Raw genomic sequence first — 13,533 nt, forward strand, 5'->3', positions numbered from 1 at the left:
TGGACTTAATTAGCAAAATACTTATGCGCTTAAAACACTTACTTATTGCAGGCTTGGCTATCTTTAGTTTATCGGGCTGCTCAATTCTAGAAAAAATGGTTTATAAAATTGATATCCCACAAGGTAACTATGTTGAGGATGACCAAGTAGACAAATTACGTGTTGATATGACTAAAGAACAAGTGACGTTTGTACTTGGTAGTCCAATGCTGGTTGATTCATTCGATCATGACGTGTGGAATTATTTATATCACTTCAAAACAGGCCGTGGAAAAGTAACAAGTAAACAGCTGATATTAACGTTTGCAGGTGATAACTTGAAAACTGTGGTTGGTGATTATCCACTAAACCCTAACTTTTCAACACCGCTTGGTCAATAGGTCGAGATAGCAAGATAAGCGCGATGGATAAGCTAGACTGATAAATATGAGTGAATAAAAATCACAACCTGCACTAGATTGTGATTTTTATTATGCCAATGGCATTATTTTATTTTTTGGCCGGTCTTTTCGTGCAGTCGCCCTTCTTCTTTGGCTTTGCCTGCTCGGCGCTTACGCATCTCTTTTGGATCCGCCGTTAACGGTCGGTATATTTCAACCCGTTCACCGTCTTCAACCACAGTATCAAGTTTGATTAAACGACTGTAGATACCAATTTTATTTACCGTAAACTCTATCTCTGGATATTTAATTAATATCCCCGATGCTTCGATCACTTGCAATGCTGTCGCACCTTGTTCTACGCTCACCTTAAAGGTAATTTGCTCTTTTGGTAATGCATAAATCACTTCAACATTAATTTTGGTCAACACCATAAACCTCTTTTGCACGGTCGGTAAAAGACTGCACCATGTTATTCACTAAATCAGAAAAAATACGCCCAAACGCCACTTCCACTAACTTACTACTAAACACAAATTCTAAATCGAGTGTCACTTTACACGCCGTTTCATCTAACGCTTTGAACGTCCAACCACCGGTCAATTTTTTAAACGGGCCATCGACTAGATCCATCTTCACTTGTTGTCCTGGTATCAGGGTATTTTTGGTGGTGAAGGTTTTACTAATACCCGCTTTGGCAACATCAACTGCAGCCGTCATTTGGTTATCATGTTCATCTAAAATGCGTGTACCAGTACAGCCTGGTAAGAAATTTGGGTATGCATCAACATCGTTTACTAAATTAAACATTTGGTCAGCGCTATACATTAACAGTGCGCTGCGCGTTATCCGTGGCATACATGTCCCTATCTTCAAACTATAATCTAAAAATCAAATCGTTTACTAAAGGTTCAATATCACACTACCATTAGTAATAAGCAGGCAACTTTAGCATTTATCTAACTAAAATTCATTTGTTATTCCGCGCAAAGCAAGACAAGTACTAGGATAAAATGCGATTTTGTTATAAGATTTATAACATTAAATTCCGTCAATGATGGGTGCATAAAGATAAATTATGGCTAAGAAAAAACCAAAAAATAGCGAAAACACCATAGCGAGAAATAAAACCGCTAGTTTCGAATATAAAATCGAAGACCGCTTAGAAGCAGGATTAGAACTCCAAGGTTGGGAAGTTAAATCATTACGCGCTGGTAAAGTAAATATTACCGAGAGTTATGTGTTTATTAAAAACGGTGAAGCGTTTATGTCTGGTGCGCAGATCATGCCACTAGACGCCGCATCTACACATGTAGTTTGCAACCCAACTCGTATTCGTAAGTTGTTATTAAACAAACGAGAACTAGAAGTACTAGCAAGTAAAGTTGAACGTCAAGGTTATACGATTGTTGCTACATCTATGTACTGGAAACAGGCTTGGGTGAAAGTAAATATTGGCCTTGCAAAGGGTAAAAAAGAGCACGATAAACGTTCAGATGTGAAAGATCGAGAATGGAAAATAGACAAAGAACGAATGATGAAGCACAAAGTTCGTTAATTAGTTGCAATTCCAAACTAAAGGCGTAGAATTTTAGTTCTGGGGTCGATTTAGGATTCGACGAGATTCACGAAACCCTAGGTGCATGTCGAGGGGCGGTTGGCCTCGTAAAAAGCCGCACTGTTATAGTTGCAAACGACTCTAACCACACTCTAGCAGCTTAGGCTCGCTAGCCATCATTTAGAACCCTGCTTGAGGGTCCCTAATATTGTATGGTCATTAAATATCAAGATCGCGTGGACTCTTCGCTCGTAGAGAAAGCGCTAAACACAATCGAGCACGCTTTTGTTCGGCCTGTCACTCGGCTTAATAAAAAGTTAAATTAATAGAGATGACTAAACATGTAGTACCGCGGATGTAGGTTTTTCGGACGGGGGTTCAACTCCCCCCGACTCCACCAAACGCAAGTTAGAACGGCACCCTCCTAAGTGTCGCAGCCCATTGAATGGTTTGATTCAATGGGCTTTTCTTTATCTGCAGTTTGATAAAATTAAATGTAAGTCATTGTTTTTAAAGGGTAGGCAGGATATGAACATGAACAAAATAATCCCGATTATTTTTATTTGTCTATCGATTCAAGCTTGTAGCGGTGTCGGCGATAAATTAAAATCGGATGATCCATCGGTACTCGGCGCGCCGAAAGCAGAAAAAAAACAAGATAAGAATGGCCTCCTTGCCATTACAGAATTCATGGCAGTAATGACGCTGCTAAAAACCCAAGTAGACTAAAACGATAGTATTAGGTGTTTATGAGATTTTTACCGTTAATTATATTCATCTGCTTGTTAAATCAAGGTTGTAGCAATAATTCCAACCTGCCAATGAACCAGCCAAGCAGTAATATCCAAAACTTTGCACCTGCAAGCATTGAAGATGCCACTGCAGATCAACCAATTAGTGTTGATGACTTGGATAAAAAAGAAAACAAAACAGAAACAAAAGACGAAGTGTTAGAAGAGCCTAAGCTGAATGATGCAGATGGTGCAATTAGAAACATGTCTGATACTAGCGATTTTATGCCTGAAGCAAAGTCTTACTGGATGTAAGTCTATAACAAATATAAAAAAGCCCATTGAATCGCGTTATTCAATGGGCTTTTTGCTTTCTAGCTTTTCTCGGTTTTCTCTAATACCGTAACGCGAGTGTTGAGATCAACAATACTGCCTCTTATCCCCTTGTTTACTTTCACCAGTTGCCAACCGACCCAACACGTAAAAACAACAAGCGGGTTAATACCAAGACTACTGAGTAATGCAACTGCAGGAAAATCCATTACATCACCGCCCGTTTATTTACCCACTGTTCCATGGCCGTGCGTAACATCCGTCTAAAACCAAACGTATCAATGTAAACCATCGCCAAGCCATACCAGTAATATTCCGGTACCGTATCCAATGCGGTAAAACCCTGATTTACATAATCCGCATAGTCCGGCAAGGAACAAAGTATTAATGGTGCTGTAGTCAGTAATAATAAATATTCATCTTTCCAACCACGGTCATTCATACTAATTTCGTCTCACTTGGCCGCGTTCGTGTCGCCCGCTTCAGTCAATAATCCGCTGTAGTTCACGCCGTTTTTAGTTTTAGCGGAAATATCAGCCAGTGGCATAGTGAAGAAACCTGCTGTTTTAGCTAGGCCTTTATGTCCTTCAAACTTGTCAATAAATCCACAATAAGGACAATCATGTCATAGGTAGGACCTATCACTATCTTAGCACTGTTTTTTCGTCGTAACCTGTACCTGTAAAAATTCAATTTAGTTGGGGGGACACCGATGAACTCCCTAACCTACTGTATTTTCAACAGCATCATTATTGCTTTATCCGCAGACAACCAATTGCGAGCGTAAACAGGTACGAACCCCGCCCAAATCTTTTCTTTACAATGAAAAAATATGCTCTGCTAAGTATGATATTTTCAAACTAAAAATTAAAAAGGATGCCTATTGAAGCTTAGGTTACACTCAAAGCACAGTTGAAAATAAAGTACTTAAAACCTTTGTTATCACGAAGATTAAGTAATGGTAGTTAAATTATTTCATGATGGGGAAACAATCGTCAATTAAAAATATCATAAGATACAACAGCGTTGCCAAGGAGCCTCTTAATTCAATTTATAATCCTAGATTGCTTCAAGCTATCTCTAATCTGGTTATTATTGATATTACGGATGAAGACGCTTACAACTATTTTATGGACACGTTTGTTGATGGATATGTTAAAAAATCCCTGTCAACAAAAAAAGACAAAAAACGTTACTCACACGAAGTCATCATTTTTGAAAATGAGGATACCGCAATCATACACAAGATGAGTTGATTAAAAGTATTCTAGAGACATTGAATAACCTCTATGATATAGCCACAAGTCGATAGTGGGCGTTTGCATTCCAATACCCTTAGAGTTATGTATATAATCATGCTACTTACCAGCGAGTAAAAAACTCAAAGCTAAAAATGCGTAAATTTTGTGAAACAATAGAACTAAAATAAAACCTTACTCTTACAGGTAATAACGGTTCTGACGAACCTGTTAATCTGCAGAGCTGATATTTATACCGTCACTAAGATCCGAATAAAACAGTTAATGTTGACACTGAGAACCAAGTAAACCAAGGCTATACTGAGTATTAGAAGCGGAATTTAAGCTTAAAGAATTAAGACGAAATCAACTGACTAACTAAAACAATTTTACCATCATAAGACCTTTCAAATACCACTTAAAAACACAGTAGATACTCATATCAAAACTCCCCACCCCTTCTAATTAAATTAATATGAAAATGGGTGAATATTAATTCAGCACCTTGCAACAAGAAAGGATAGCCTTTAATGTAAAAAATAAATATACATCAAATAAGATTAAAATAAATACGAAATAGAGACATGATACTATCAGCTTACACCTCAGATTCATGTGCTTTATTTAACGAAAAAGCACACAGTAAACCTAATAACATCGCTGGCCATAGCGTTACCATTCGGGTTACCAATGATGAAATGAAAGCAATATCATTCTCCACGCCAACCTTATTCAGTAACCAAATCATCCCTAATTCTGTTGCACCAATACCACTAGGAATAAGTGATGCAGCCCCTATAAGTAAACTCAAGCAATAAATACTCACAGCCATAGGGATGCTTATCTCAACACCTAACTGGATTAATATAAGATATAAAATAAAACCTTGTGCTGACCAAGCGCATAAAGAATAGAGCATACTTGTCGCTACAATTCTCTTTTTCCACAAGCTACGAAATACAAGGATTAAGTTCAATAGCCTTTCATTATTAAGCCAGCGCGATACCAAATTGAGTATCATTGAAACCATGAAAGGAAGTATTAATATCAAAATTAGAAGTAAAGAAAATGCAATGTTAAAATGATAGATCAGAAAATAAGAGCCTAATAATAATACAGAAATCACATCAAACAACCTTTCTGAAATAAAGCTACACAATGTATATCGAAAAGGCACGCCAATCAGCATAAGGTGCGTACCTCTCATTAACTCGCCAGCTTTAGCGGGTGAAGCAGTAAATGCAAAACCAGACAAATAAATAAATATGTGATGCCTACACGAGGCTAGTTGTTCAGTCAGCCGTATGAAAAGCAACCAACGTAACGATCTAAAGCTGTAACTACAAGCAGCGAGTACTAAACTAGAAGCAAATATTTCAATCGATATAGAGTCAAGATGACGAACAACATTTCGAAAGTCAGGCAACTGCCTCCACGCAATGAATAAGACAAAACCAAGCGTTAATAAAAGATAGATAGATTTAAAGCGATTCAGGTAAGTATTTAGCTTTAATGCCTGCATACCTATTAAGACAATATGATAGAAAAGAAGTAATGAACGACACCTGCTGATGTAATTCCTGTAATAATACCGGCTAAAATTTCAATGCGAGAGTGCCCCATTCGCTCTCTTAACAGTGGCTCTGAACTCTTACTATTGAGCTCGTTAATTACTCTAGCGTGTTTACCTACTTGTTGTCGTAGACTATTTGCATCAAGAATAACAATGAACGCTAAGGCAAGCGCCACTACTAATGCAGGTTCTTGTAAGCCTTCATTAAAAGCAATAATTGCAGCAGTACTACTCACTATACAACTATGATTACTGGGTAAACCACCATAGCCTATTAAGTCAAAAGCAAAGCGCTTGGCTTTGATAGTATTTATTGCAAATTTTGTACACCCTGCAACGAGCCAAGCAAAAAAAGGAGTAATTAAATAACTTAAATCCATTGTCATTACCTATGGCATTAAAGAGTAAACACAAGCGCCAACCCAACCAAGAATAGTTAGTTGAAGCAAACAATCGGCAAACAGTGCATCTGTAGGAGACTCTCCTGAATTTTTTATTTCAACGATAAACCAATAGCGATATAAGCCGAATAAAACAAATGGGATTGTATAAACCATATCTGGTTTATCAGAAATGATGAAAAGACTATAAAATAGAATGGCACACGTCGCAGACATTTCGGCATATTTATCAACAAGTTCTATTGTGTAGTGTTGTAATACATTCCTCGCTGATTTACCATTTATAACTAACTCTTGTCGTCTTTTGATTGCAGCTAAATATAAAGCAAGTGATAAAGTAGTAATAAACATCCAAGAGGATAGAGGAACATCTAATGAAACGGCCCCAGCGTAGACACGTAACACAAAGCCCGTGGCGATAGTAAAAATATCAAGCACAGGCTGATGTTTTAAGTAAAATGAATAAGCCACATTAAGCAACAAATAGCTAGCTACTACCGCGACCACCATAGGATACATCAAGGCAGACAACATCACTATACTATAAAGTAAAACGATTAAAATACGGGCTTGCCGCTTACTCACTTCACCTGAGGCTAGTGGTCTTGTTTTCGATTTAGTAGGATGCTTTCTATCATCTTCAATATCATTATAATCATTAAGAACATAGGTTGCAGAGGAAGCCAGACAAAATATAATAAAGGCTGCAAAAGTGTTTTGAATTGAGGCTATATCCAAAAATAAACCAGAAAATAACAAAGGAGCGAAAACAAATGCGTTTTTAACCCATTGTTTAGGCCGTATTAATCGAATTATTGCTGGAAAGTTGGACATTATGACTAGGATTACTCTCAATGATTAAGTTAAACTAATCATACCAGAAATAAAAAAGTATGTACTTGAAATGACCAAAACTGTACTTTATGTCATTTTCGCTTTCCTAGCGACAATTGTAAACTTACTTGCACAAGAAATAACATCACATCTACTACCTCACAAGTATGAACTGGCAATGAGTATGCTTATCGGCACACTCGTAGGTTTGGTAGTAAAGTACCTACTGGATAAGAAGTACATCTTCGAATTTACGGCTGAAACACAGAAAAAAAACTTAATAGCATTCTTTTTTTATAGCTTAATGGGCGTTGCGACGACACTTATATTTTGGGTCACGGAATATACCTTTGATATGTGGTTTGAAACAAAAACGATGCGGTATGCGGGGGCAATCATTGGCTTAAGCATTGGTTACATTACCAAGTACCACTTAGATAAAAAATATGTATTTATAGAGCGTTGAAATGAAAAAATTAACCAGTTGGGGGAAATACCCTCTTATTAATGCCAACATAATCATTCCAACAACTCGTCAGCATTTAGCTGGACTTGAGTTAACTGGCATTGGTCGTGGGTTGGGTCGAAGTTATGGTGACAGTGCTCTTAGCGAACAAGTAATAGTAAGTGAAAACTTAAACCATTTTATCTCTTTTGATGAAGAAAATGGCTTGCTGCGGTGTGAAGCGGGTGTTTCTCTGGATAATATTTTAACCGTATTTGTTCCTAAAGGATGGTTCCTATCCGTTACACCAGGCACAAAGTTTGTCACTATCGGTGGCGCAATCGCCAGTGATGTTCACGGAAAAAATCATCATCTAGAAGGAAGTTTCAGCGATCACGTGACTTCTTTAACCTTAGTTATTAGTGATAAAGAAATTACTTGTTCCAGAAACAACAACCCAGAACTATTTCACGCTACTTGTGGGGGTATGGGACTCACAGGTATTATCACAGAGGCAACATTCAAATTAAAGCCAATTAAAAGTGCCTATATCAATCAAAAGATTGTTAAAGCCAAAAATCTTAATACAGCTTTAGAGCTTTTTGAACAATATAAAGATGTTACCTACTCTGTAGCGTGGATTGATTGCCTTTCTACAGGAAGTAATCTTGGACGTTCGTTGTTAATGCTTGGTGAACACGCCGATAAAGGAAAATTGAAAACACACAAAGACGGGCTTTTAAATATGCCTTGTGATATGCCTTCCTTTCTATTAAACAAGTATACTATTCAAGCTTTTAATTCTGCTTATTACAACAAACAGCTCAAAGAAGAAGTAAATAGCACCATCCATTATGACCCATTTTTCTATCCGCTGGACGGTATCAATAACTGGAATCGAATGTATGGTGGTAATGGCTTTACACAATACCAGTTTGTCATCCCCAAAGAAGCGGGCAAAGAAGGACTCACTGAAATCCTTGAAGCTATTGCGGAATCGAAACAAGGCTCATTCCTCGCCGTCTTAAAAGTTTTTGGTAAAGGAAATCAAAATTTATTGTCCTTCCCAATGGAAGGCTATACTCTTGCGCTAGATTTCAAGCTTAACGACAAATTGTTTAGCTTATTAGACCATTTAGATATCATTGTGAGAAAATACGATGGTCGTTTGTACTTATCTAAAGATGTTAGAATATCTGAAGAGATGTTTAAAGCGAGCTACCCTCAATGGGAAGCTTTTCAAACACTAAGAACTGAATATGGGGCAGATGAGTTGTATCACTCCCTCCAATCAAAAAGGATAGGATTGTAAATATCGTGAAAAATATCATTATTATTGGCGCTACATCAGCAATGGCAAAGGAAGTGGCCAAGCTATACGCCATTGACAAAGCGAACCTGTATCTCATTGCCCGAGACATTTCAAAACTGGACACGATTAAACAAGATTTAATCGTAAGGGGCGCGAGCACTGTTTATACTGCTGAATTCGATGCGAATCAGTTCGACTCACACGAAACGCTAATAGAGCAAGCATTCCAGACCTTAGAACAAGTTGATGTACTCCTTATTGCTCACGGAAGCCTCCCTAATCAAGAACGTTGTCAAACCGATTGCTCAAAAGCAATTGAGGAGATTAACACGAACGGTATAAGTGTGATCTCACTACTTACACACGCAGCGACCAAAATGGAGCAGCAACAATCAGGAAATATAACTGTCATAACCAGCGTTGCAGGCGACAGAGGACGTCAGTCCAACTACGTTTACGGCGCAGCAAAAGGGATGGTATCTATTTTTTTACAAGGATTAACTCAAAGGTTGAGTAAATCTGGTGTTCACGTACTCGATATCAAACCTGGGTTTGTAGATACTCCAATGACAGCCGAGTTTGATAAGGGTGCGTTATGGGCAAAACCTGAAAAAGTGGCTGAAATAATCAAAAAGAGAATTAGTAAGAAAAACTCTTTTTCTTACACGCCTGCTTTTTGGTTTGCCATTATGACGATTATTAAGTTTGTTCCTAAAGCCATTTTTAATAAGATCTCTCTATGATCAAGTTATTACCATTAAAAAATAAAGAAAACCTTTTTATTTTAACTTCTCTTTTGATATATGCAATTATGCTTGTAATGAAAGATATCGACATTTTTATAACACCGAGGTTCTGGGCAGAAGAAGCTTCTGTATATTATAAAGATGCCTTCATCAATGGCTTTAGCTCTATATTTAGTACGCACCAAGGCTATTATTCTATAGTGCCCAATATTAGCACTTATATCTCCACACTATTCCCAATGAAGATTGCCCCAGTAATTACAACATACATTGCATTTATCATACAATTGATCCCTGCTTTTTTGATACTGAAAACAAGCTGTTTTGATGATAATAAAAAATACAAAGCCTTGTTACTTTTAAGCTTATTACTAGCAGGATTCACTAATGAAATATTCAGTAACACTATAACGAGTCAATTTCATTTCATTATAGTCGCATACATAATTTTAATAGGGGATTTTAATACTAAGCTTTCAGCTCCACTGCTCTTTATCTCGGCTCTTTCAGGTCCAGCTGCTTGTTTTATATTGCCTTTTTTTATACTGAAAACGATTTTAAATAGAACAAATTCAAATGTTATTAATACTTTAGTTTTCCTTTTTGCAACTATAATCCAATTATGTTTTGTGGTTACAGCTGAACATTACGGCAGCAGAACTGGCGCTAACTTACTTACGCTTCAATTTATAGATAAAATAGTTAATTTATCGTTTTTTAGCTTATGGGGAGGCGGCGCATTACTATTAAAATCCATCACATTATTTATAATCTTTTACTCAATCCTTCAACTGGGTAGAGACAAAAAAAATGAGATCATTTTTTATTATCTAACACCTCTTGTTTTTATAACATTACTGTTAACTGTCACATCTTTGAATGGGGCCGGAGGTGGGAGATATGCCTATGCAACAGGATTTGTATTTTGTGCTCTTCTGTTGAAAGTGCTTTTTGAAAATAGTAACGATGTCATTATCTCATATTCCTTAATTTTCATCTTACTATTTTCGCTAGCACAATCAGGGTATAGCACATATCAATCAAAAGATGGGGTTGTCAGTTCTTCATCGTGGATAAGCTGGGAGAGTCAAATTGAAGACTACAAATCGGGTAAAATCGACACTATTTTGATATATCCGCAGTCGAAGCACGCTATGTGGCAAGTTAAATTGTAATTAAATATTAAAAGTTTAAGCAGCACAGAAAAATAATACGAGTACAGAACCACATTCTAAGGTGCTGTACTTATATTTACTATTTAAACTCAAATAAAACACATCATCCATAGTATTCTATAAGTAAATATACTCTTTTAATCTTTAAAAGATAAATCCTTAGATGAGTTGTAATTTATTACACTATAGTTCAAACAGCACGAAAAAATTTTTACTTCTTTGCTTATTAAATCAAGGTTGTAGCACTAATTCCAACCTGCCAATGAATCAGCCAAGCAGTAATATCCAAAACTTTGCACCTGCAAGCATTGAAGATGCAACTGCAGATCAACCAATTAGCGTTGATGACTTGGATAAAAAAGAAAACAAAACAGAAACAAAAGACGAAGTGTTAGAAGAGCCAAAGCTGAATGATGCAGATGGTGCAATTAGAAATATGTCTGATACCAGTGACTTTATGCCTGAAGCAAAGTCTTACTGGATGTAGTCAGTGTGTAACATGAGTCCATGCCCTAAAGCTACTTATAGTTAAAAGCATGGACTTAACTTGTTACCTATAATCTTTACGCCCCAATTGTTTAGATACAATTTCAGTCAGTTCACCACCTCTGAACTTTAACCGCACATCAAACTCTCCGCCTACAGAGGCATTTAAAATGTAATGGTTACGCCCTACTCGTTGCCATGATTTTTCTTTATTAATCATTTCAATGACTTCCGAATAGCGCATTTCAACACCACTAATAAGCAAGCCGCCACCACTTAGTCGAAAGAAATCTTCTGCTTTTGCATGAGAGAATGACGAAAATGACATTGCAACGATAAAAAATATCCCTATAAATTTTGACTGCATAAACTCATCCTTAAGTTAGCTAAATTGAATTGATACATTACCACGTAAAAACAAAGAGCATAAATGAGTATCTCATATAGTAAATGCATGTGGGATTACATGCATTTACCAGCACCCAAGATCTAAAAAGCCTCCAAATAAGGAGGCTTTTACTTTTATCACTGCACTACAGTATTAAGTAGTCAGGATTAGAAAGAGTAACGTGCACCAACGATGAATTCGTCTGCGTTGCTATTAGTATGACCAGCGCCAGCAGTAGTATCATTACTTAATGCAACTTTATAACCAGCATATGCTGCAACATCACCAATATAACGACCATATTCAAATGCAACGTAGTTAACATCTTGAGTGCTTTTCTCATCAGCACTGAAATAGTTATATGACACACTTACTTTATTTTCGCCAAAGCCATAAGATGCGAATGCATCAACTGCATCGAAGTCTGTATCGTATACTGTGCCTTTTTGTACTAAGCCTGAAACTAAAAAAGTGTCGTTAGTGTAACGTGCACCGATCATGTATACATCTGATGAATCAGTTTCTGTAAGAGCCGCTTCTGTTGTAGCATAACCCGCACTTAATTCAACACTTGGAAGCACTTTATAAGCAACCATCGCACCGCCGCCTTTTACATTCTCTTGTAGGTTAGCTGATGCGTTGAATGTTAAATCACCTTTAGTCACACTATAAAGGATCGTATCTTCTGCTCTGTCGCCACTTGCCGTGATGCCTTTGTTTGTATCGCCACTGTAAACTTCAGCCATATCGGTAAAGTTAGTTAGATATGTAACAGCATTATCTTGAGTACCGTATGTTAAAGTACCGTGTGCAGTCTCAACACCAACGTATCCATAACGAATATTATTTTTAACTTCTGTATCCGATGTAGAATTTGCTTGAGTTAATTCATATTCGAATTTACCAACAGCTGTTAAAGCATCGTTAATTTCATGCTTACCTTGACCATTTAAACGAACACGAGATTTATCATTAAAGTCACTATCAGTTAGAGCGCCCCTTGCTTCAATACGCCCACCAAAAGAAAAATCTTCTGCTGTTACATTTTCAGCAAGTGCTGGCATAGACACGATTGCAGCCAGTGTAAGAGATAGTGCTTTGTTTATTGTTTTCATGAACATTTCCATTTTGCTTGAGTTGATAGTTAGGTTGAGATCTAAATAATGTTTAAAATCACAGATTAAAACTAAGTTTTGACGCTATTGGTAATCATAAAGATATTTAACATACTTAGTTATAGATAGTAAGTGTATTTTACTGTAATTACGATACTTTACTTTGATCGCTATCAGTCTATTGGAAAAGTGAATACGATTTAATCAGTATTTACGTTTGATTAAAAGCTATAAATCCAGATAATAATCTTCACCCATACTATATCCTACACAATTTCAACATAAGTTTAGCCTCCCCCCCCCCCTCTCTAGCCATAATTTCAATTAATTTTCCGCATCTGAATTTAAACGGTATATAAGATTTACCACCAACAGACGCATTCAAAATATAGTGATTACGACCAACCCGTTTCAACCATTGTTATTTATCGAACGGTGGCATCACATTTCAATATCACGAATCAATACATAGAACGTTAAATTCCAGCGGTTAGTCGTTCATTATTTTGTTACAGACACAAAAAAGCCTATTGAACATCCATTTCAATAGGCTCTCTCGAATCTGTAATAATAACTCGTTAATTATTTTTTTAGCTTAACTAAAAGCCCACAGCTATTACATTTATAAATACTACTATAAAATAATTTTTGCAACCACGTCCGGCTTACTTTAATCACTCGACCATCTTTACAACACTTCATATCCAGTCCCATACTATTTTGTTATAAACACCGTATCAAATACGGTAATAGCATCAATATACTAAATAATCCCAAACATAAATTTCCATAAGCTTACGTGAGACAGATCTCAGAGT

At 36.7% G+C, this 13,533-nt stretch carries 20 protein-coding genes and 1 other RNA gene; 11 read left to right on the forward strand and 10 right to left on the reverse strand.

The features are described 5' to 3' along the window. Window positions 1-23 precede the first annotated feature (23 nt). Complete coding sequence (bamE, locus tag CXF93_RS18215) at window positions 24-380, forward strand: outer membrane protein assembly factor BamE (protein WP_101063939.1); 357 nt, start codon at window positions 24-26, stop codon at window positions 378-380. A 104-nt stretch (window positions 381-484) separates the two neighbouring features. Here the strand turns inward: bamE and CXF93_RS18220 are convergent, their stop codons facing one another. Both CXF93_RS18220 and CXF93_RS18225 read right to left on the reverse strand, forming a co-directional pair. Then, the gene (locus CXF93_RS18220) at window positions 485-814 is read right to left on the reverse strand and encodes an RnfH family protein (RefSeq protein WP_101063940.1); all 330 of its coding nucleotides are present in this window, start codon (window positions 812-814) and stop codon (window positions 485-487) included. Beyond that, the gene (locus CXF93_RS18225) at window positions 795-1,238 is read right to left on the reverse strand and encodes an SRPBCC family protein (protein ID WP_101063941.1); all 444 of its coding nucleotides are present in this window, start codon (window positions 1,236-1,238) and stop codon (window positions 795-797) included. The genes CXF93_RS18220 and CXF93_RS18225 overlap by 20 nt, the downstream gene beginning before the upstream one ends. A gap of 220 nt (window positions 1,239-1,458) precedes the next feature. Between CXF93_RS18225 and smpB the strand changes: the two genes are divergently transcribed. The 4 genes from smpB (at window position 1,459) to CXF93_RS18245 (ending at window position 2,984) form a co-directional block, all read left to right on the forward strand. After that, entirely contained in the window at window positions 1,459-1,938 is a 480-nt protein-coding gene (smpB, locus tag CXF93_RS18230) for an SsrA-binding protein SmpB (protein ID WP_101063942.1), read from the forward strand. Window positions 1,939-1,979: 41 nt separating this feature from the next. Continuing rightward, window positions 1,980-2,338, forward strand: a transfer-messenger RNA (tmRNA) gene (gene ssrA, locus CXF93_RS18235). Between the two features lie 134 nt (window positions 2,339-2,472). After that, window positions 2,473-2,667: a hypothetical protein gene (locus CXF93_RS18240; RefSeq protein ID WP_101063943.1), complete on the forward strand. Its 195-nt coding sequence runs from the start codon at window positions 2,473-2,475 to the stop codon at window positions 2,665-2,667. Between the two features lie 20 nt (window positions 2,668-2,687). Next, window positions 2,688-2,984 (forward strand): hypothetical protein, encoded by a 297-nt coding sequence (locus CXF93_RS18245; protein ID WP_101063944.1) that lies wholly within the window; start codon window positions 2,688-2,690, stop codon window positions 2,982-2,984. A gap of 59 nt (window positions 2,985-3,043) precedes the next feature. Here the strand turns inward: CXF93_RS18245 and CXF93_RS22000 are convergent, their stop codons facing one another. From CXF93_RS22000 to CXF93_RS22485, 3 genes are read right to left on the reverse strand one after another with little or no spacing between them, the layout of a single operon-like run. Further along, window positions 3,044-3,211 (reverse strand): hypothetical protein, encoded by a 168-nt coding sequence (locus CXF93_RS22000; RefSeq protein WP_157824466.1) that lies wholly within the window; start codon window positions 3,209-3,211, stop codon window positions 3,044-3,046. Continuing rightward, window positions 3,211-3,444: a hypothetical protein gene (locus CXF93_RS18250; RefSeq protein ID WP_101063945.1), complete on the reverse strand. Its 234-nt coding sequence runs from the start codon at window positions 3,442-3,444 to the stop codon at window positions 3,211-3,213. The genes CXF93_RS22000 and CXF93_RS18250 overlap by 1 nt, the downstream gene beginning before the upstream one ends. A gap of 12 nt (window positions 3,445-3,456) precedes the next feature. Continuing rightward, window positions 3,457-3,603 carry a major capsid protein P2 gene (locus tag CXF93_RS22485; RefSeq protein WP_157824468.1) on the reverse strand — a complete coding sequence of 49 codons (147 nt, stop codon included), beginning with the start codon at window positions 3,601-3,603 and terminating at the stop codon, window positions 3,457-3,459. A 376-nt stretch (window positions 3,604-3,979) separates the two neighbouring features. Here CXF93_RS22485 and CXF93_RS18255 point away from each other — a divergent pair, with 376 nt between their 5' ends. Beyond that, window positions 3,980-4,258, forward strand: coding sequence for a hypothetical protein (locus CXF93_RS18255; RefSeq protein ID WP_101063946.1), 279 nt, complete (start codon window positions 3,980-3,982; stop codon window positions 4,256-4,258). Between the two features lie 580 nt (window positions 4,259-4,838). Here CXF93_RS18255 and CXF93_RS18260 read toward each other — a convergent pair. From CXF93_RS18260 to CXF93_RS18270, 3 genes are read right to left on the reverse strand one after another with little or no spacing between them, the layout of a single operon-like run. Continuing rightward, complete coding sequence (locus tag CXF93_RS18260; protein ID WP_101063947.1) at window positions 4,839-5,762, reverse strand: lysylphosphatidylglycerol synthase transmembrane domain-containing protein; 924 nt, start codon at window positions 5,760-5,762, stop codon at window positions 4,839-4,841. Window positions 5,763-5,767: 5 nt separating this feature from the next. Then, window positions 5,768-6,193, reverse strand: coding sequence for a divergent PAP2 family protein (locus CXF93_RS18265; protein WP_101063948.1), 426 nt, complete (start codon window positions 6,191-6,193; stop codon window positions 5,768-5,770). Between the two features lie 9 nt (window positions 6,194-6,202). After that, window positions 6,203-7,048: a decaprenyl-phosphate phosphoribosyltransferase gene (locus CXF93_RS18270; RefSeq protein ID WP_101063949.1), complete on the reverse strand. Its 846-nt coding sequence runs from the start codon at window positions 7,046-7,048 to the stop codon at window positions 6,203-6,205. A 70-nt stretch (window positions 7,049-7,118) separates the two neighbouring features. Between CXF93_RS18270 and CXF93_RS18275 the strand changes: the two genes are divergently transcribed. From CXF93_RS18275 to CXF93_RS18295, 5 genes are all read left to right on the forward strand, one after another. Beyond that, entirely contained in the window at window positions 7,119-7,514 is a 396-nt protein-coding gene (locus tag CXF93_RS18275) for a GtrA family protein (RefSeq protein ID WP_101063950.1), read from the forward strand. Between the two features lies 1 nt (window position 7,515). After that, window positions 7,516-8,805, forward strand: a complete 1,290-nt coding sequence (locus CXF93_RS18280) for an FAD-binding oxidoreductase (protein ID WP_101063951.1) — start codon at window positions 7,516-7,518, stop codon at window positions 8,803-8,805. Between the two features lie 5 nt (window positions 8,806-8,810). Beyond that, window positions 8,811-9,548 (forward strand): SDR family oxidoreductase, encoded by a 738-nt coding sequence (locus CXF93_RS18285; protein ID WP_101063952.1) that lies wholly within the window; start codon window positions 8,811-8,813, stop codon window positions 9,546-9,548. Then, window positions 9,545-10,726 (forward strand): hypothetical protein, encoded by a 1,182-nt coding sequence (locus CXF93_RS18290; protein ID WP_101063953.1) that lies wholly within the window; start codon window positions 9,545-9,547, stop codon window positions 10,724-10,726. Before CXF93_RS18285 ends, CXF93_RS18290 begins: the two co-directional genes overlap by 4 nt. Window positions 10,727-10,889: 163 nt before the next feature. Then, window positions 10,890-11,213 (forward strand): hypothetical protein, encoded by a 324-nt coding sequence (locus CXF93_RS18295; protein WP_101063954.1) that lies wholly within the window; start codon window positions 10,890-10,892, stop codon window positions 11,211-11,213. A gap of 63 nt (window positions 11,214-11,276) precedes the next feature. Here the strand turns inward: CXF93_RS18295 and CXF93_RS18300 are convergent, their stop codons facing one another. Continuing rightward, window positions 11,277-11,579, reverse strand: a complete 303-nt coding sequence (locus tag CXF93_RS18300; protein ID WP_101063955.1) for a hypothetical protein — start codon at window positions 11,577-11,579, stop codon at window positions 11,277-11,279. 188 nt (window positions 11,580-11,767) lie between these two features. Then, window positions 11,768-12,715, reverse strand: a complete 948-nt coding sequence (locus CXF93_RS18305) for a porin (protein ID WP_101063956.1) — start codon at window positions 12,713-12,715, stop codon at window positions 11,768-11,770. Between the last annotated feature and the right edge of the window lie 818 nt (window positions 12,716-13,533).

It is taken from the genome of Moritella sp. Urea-trap-13 (genome assembly GCF_002836355.1).
Lineage (GTDB): Bacteria > Pseudomonadota > Gammaproteobacteria > Enterobacterales > Moritellaceae > Moritella.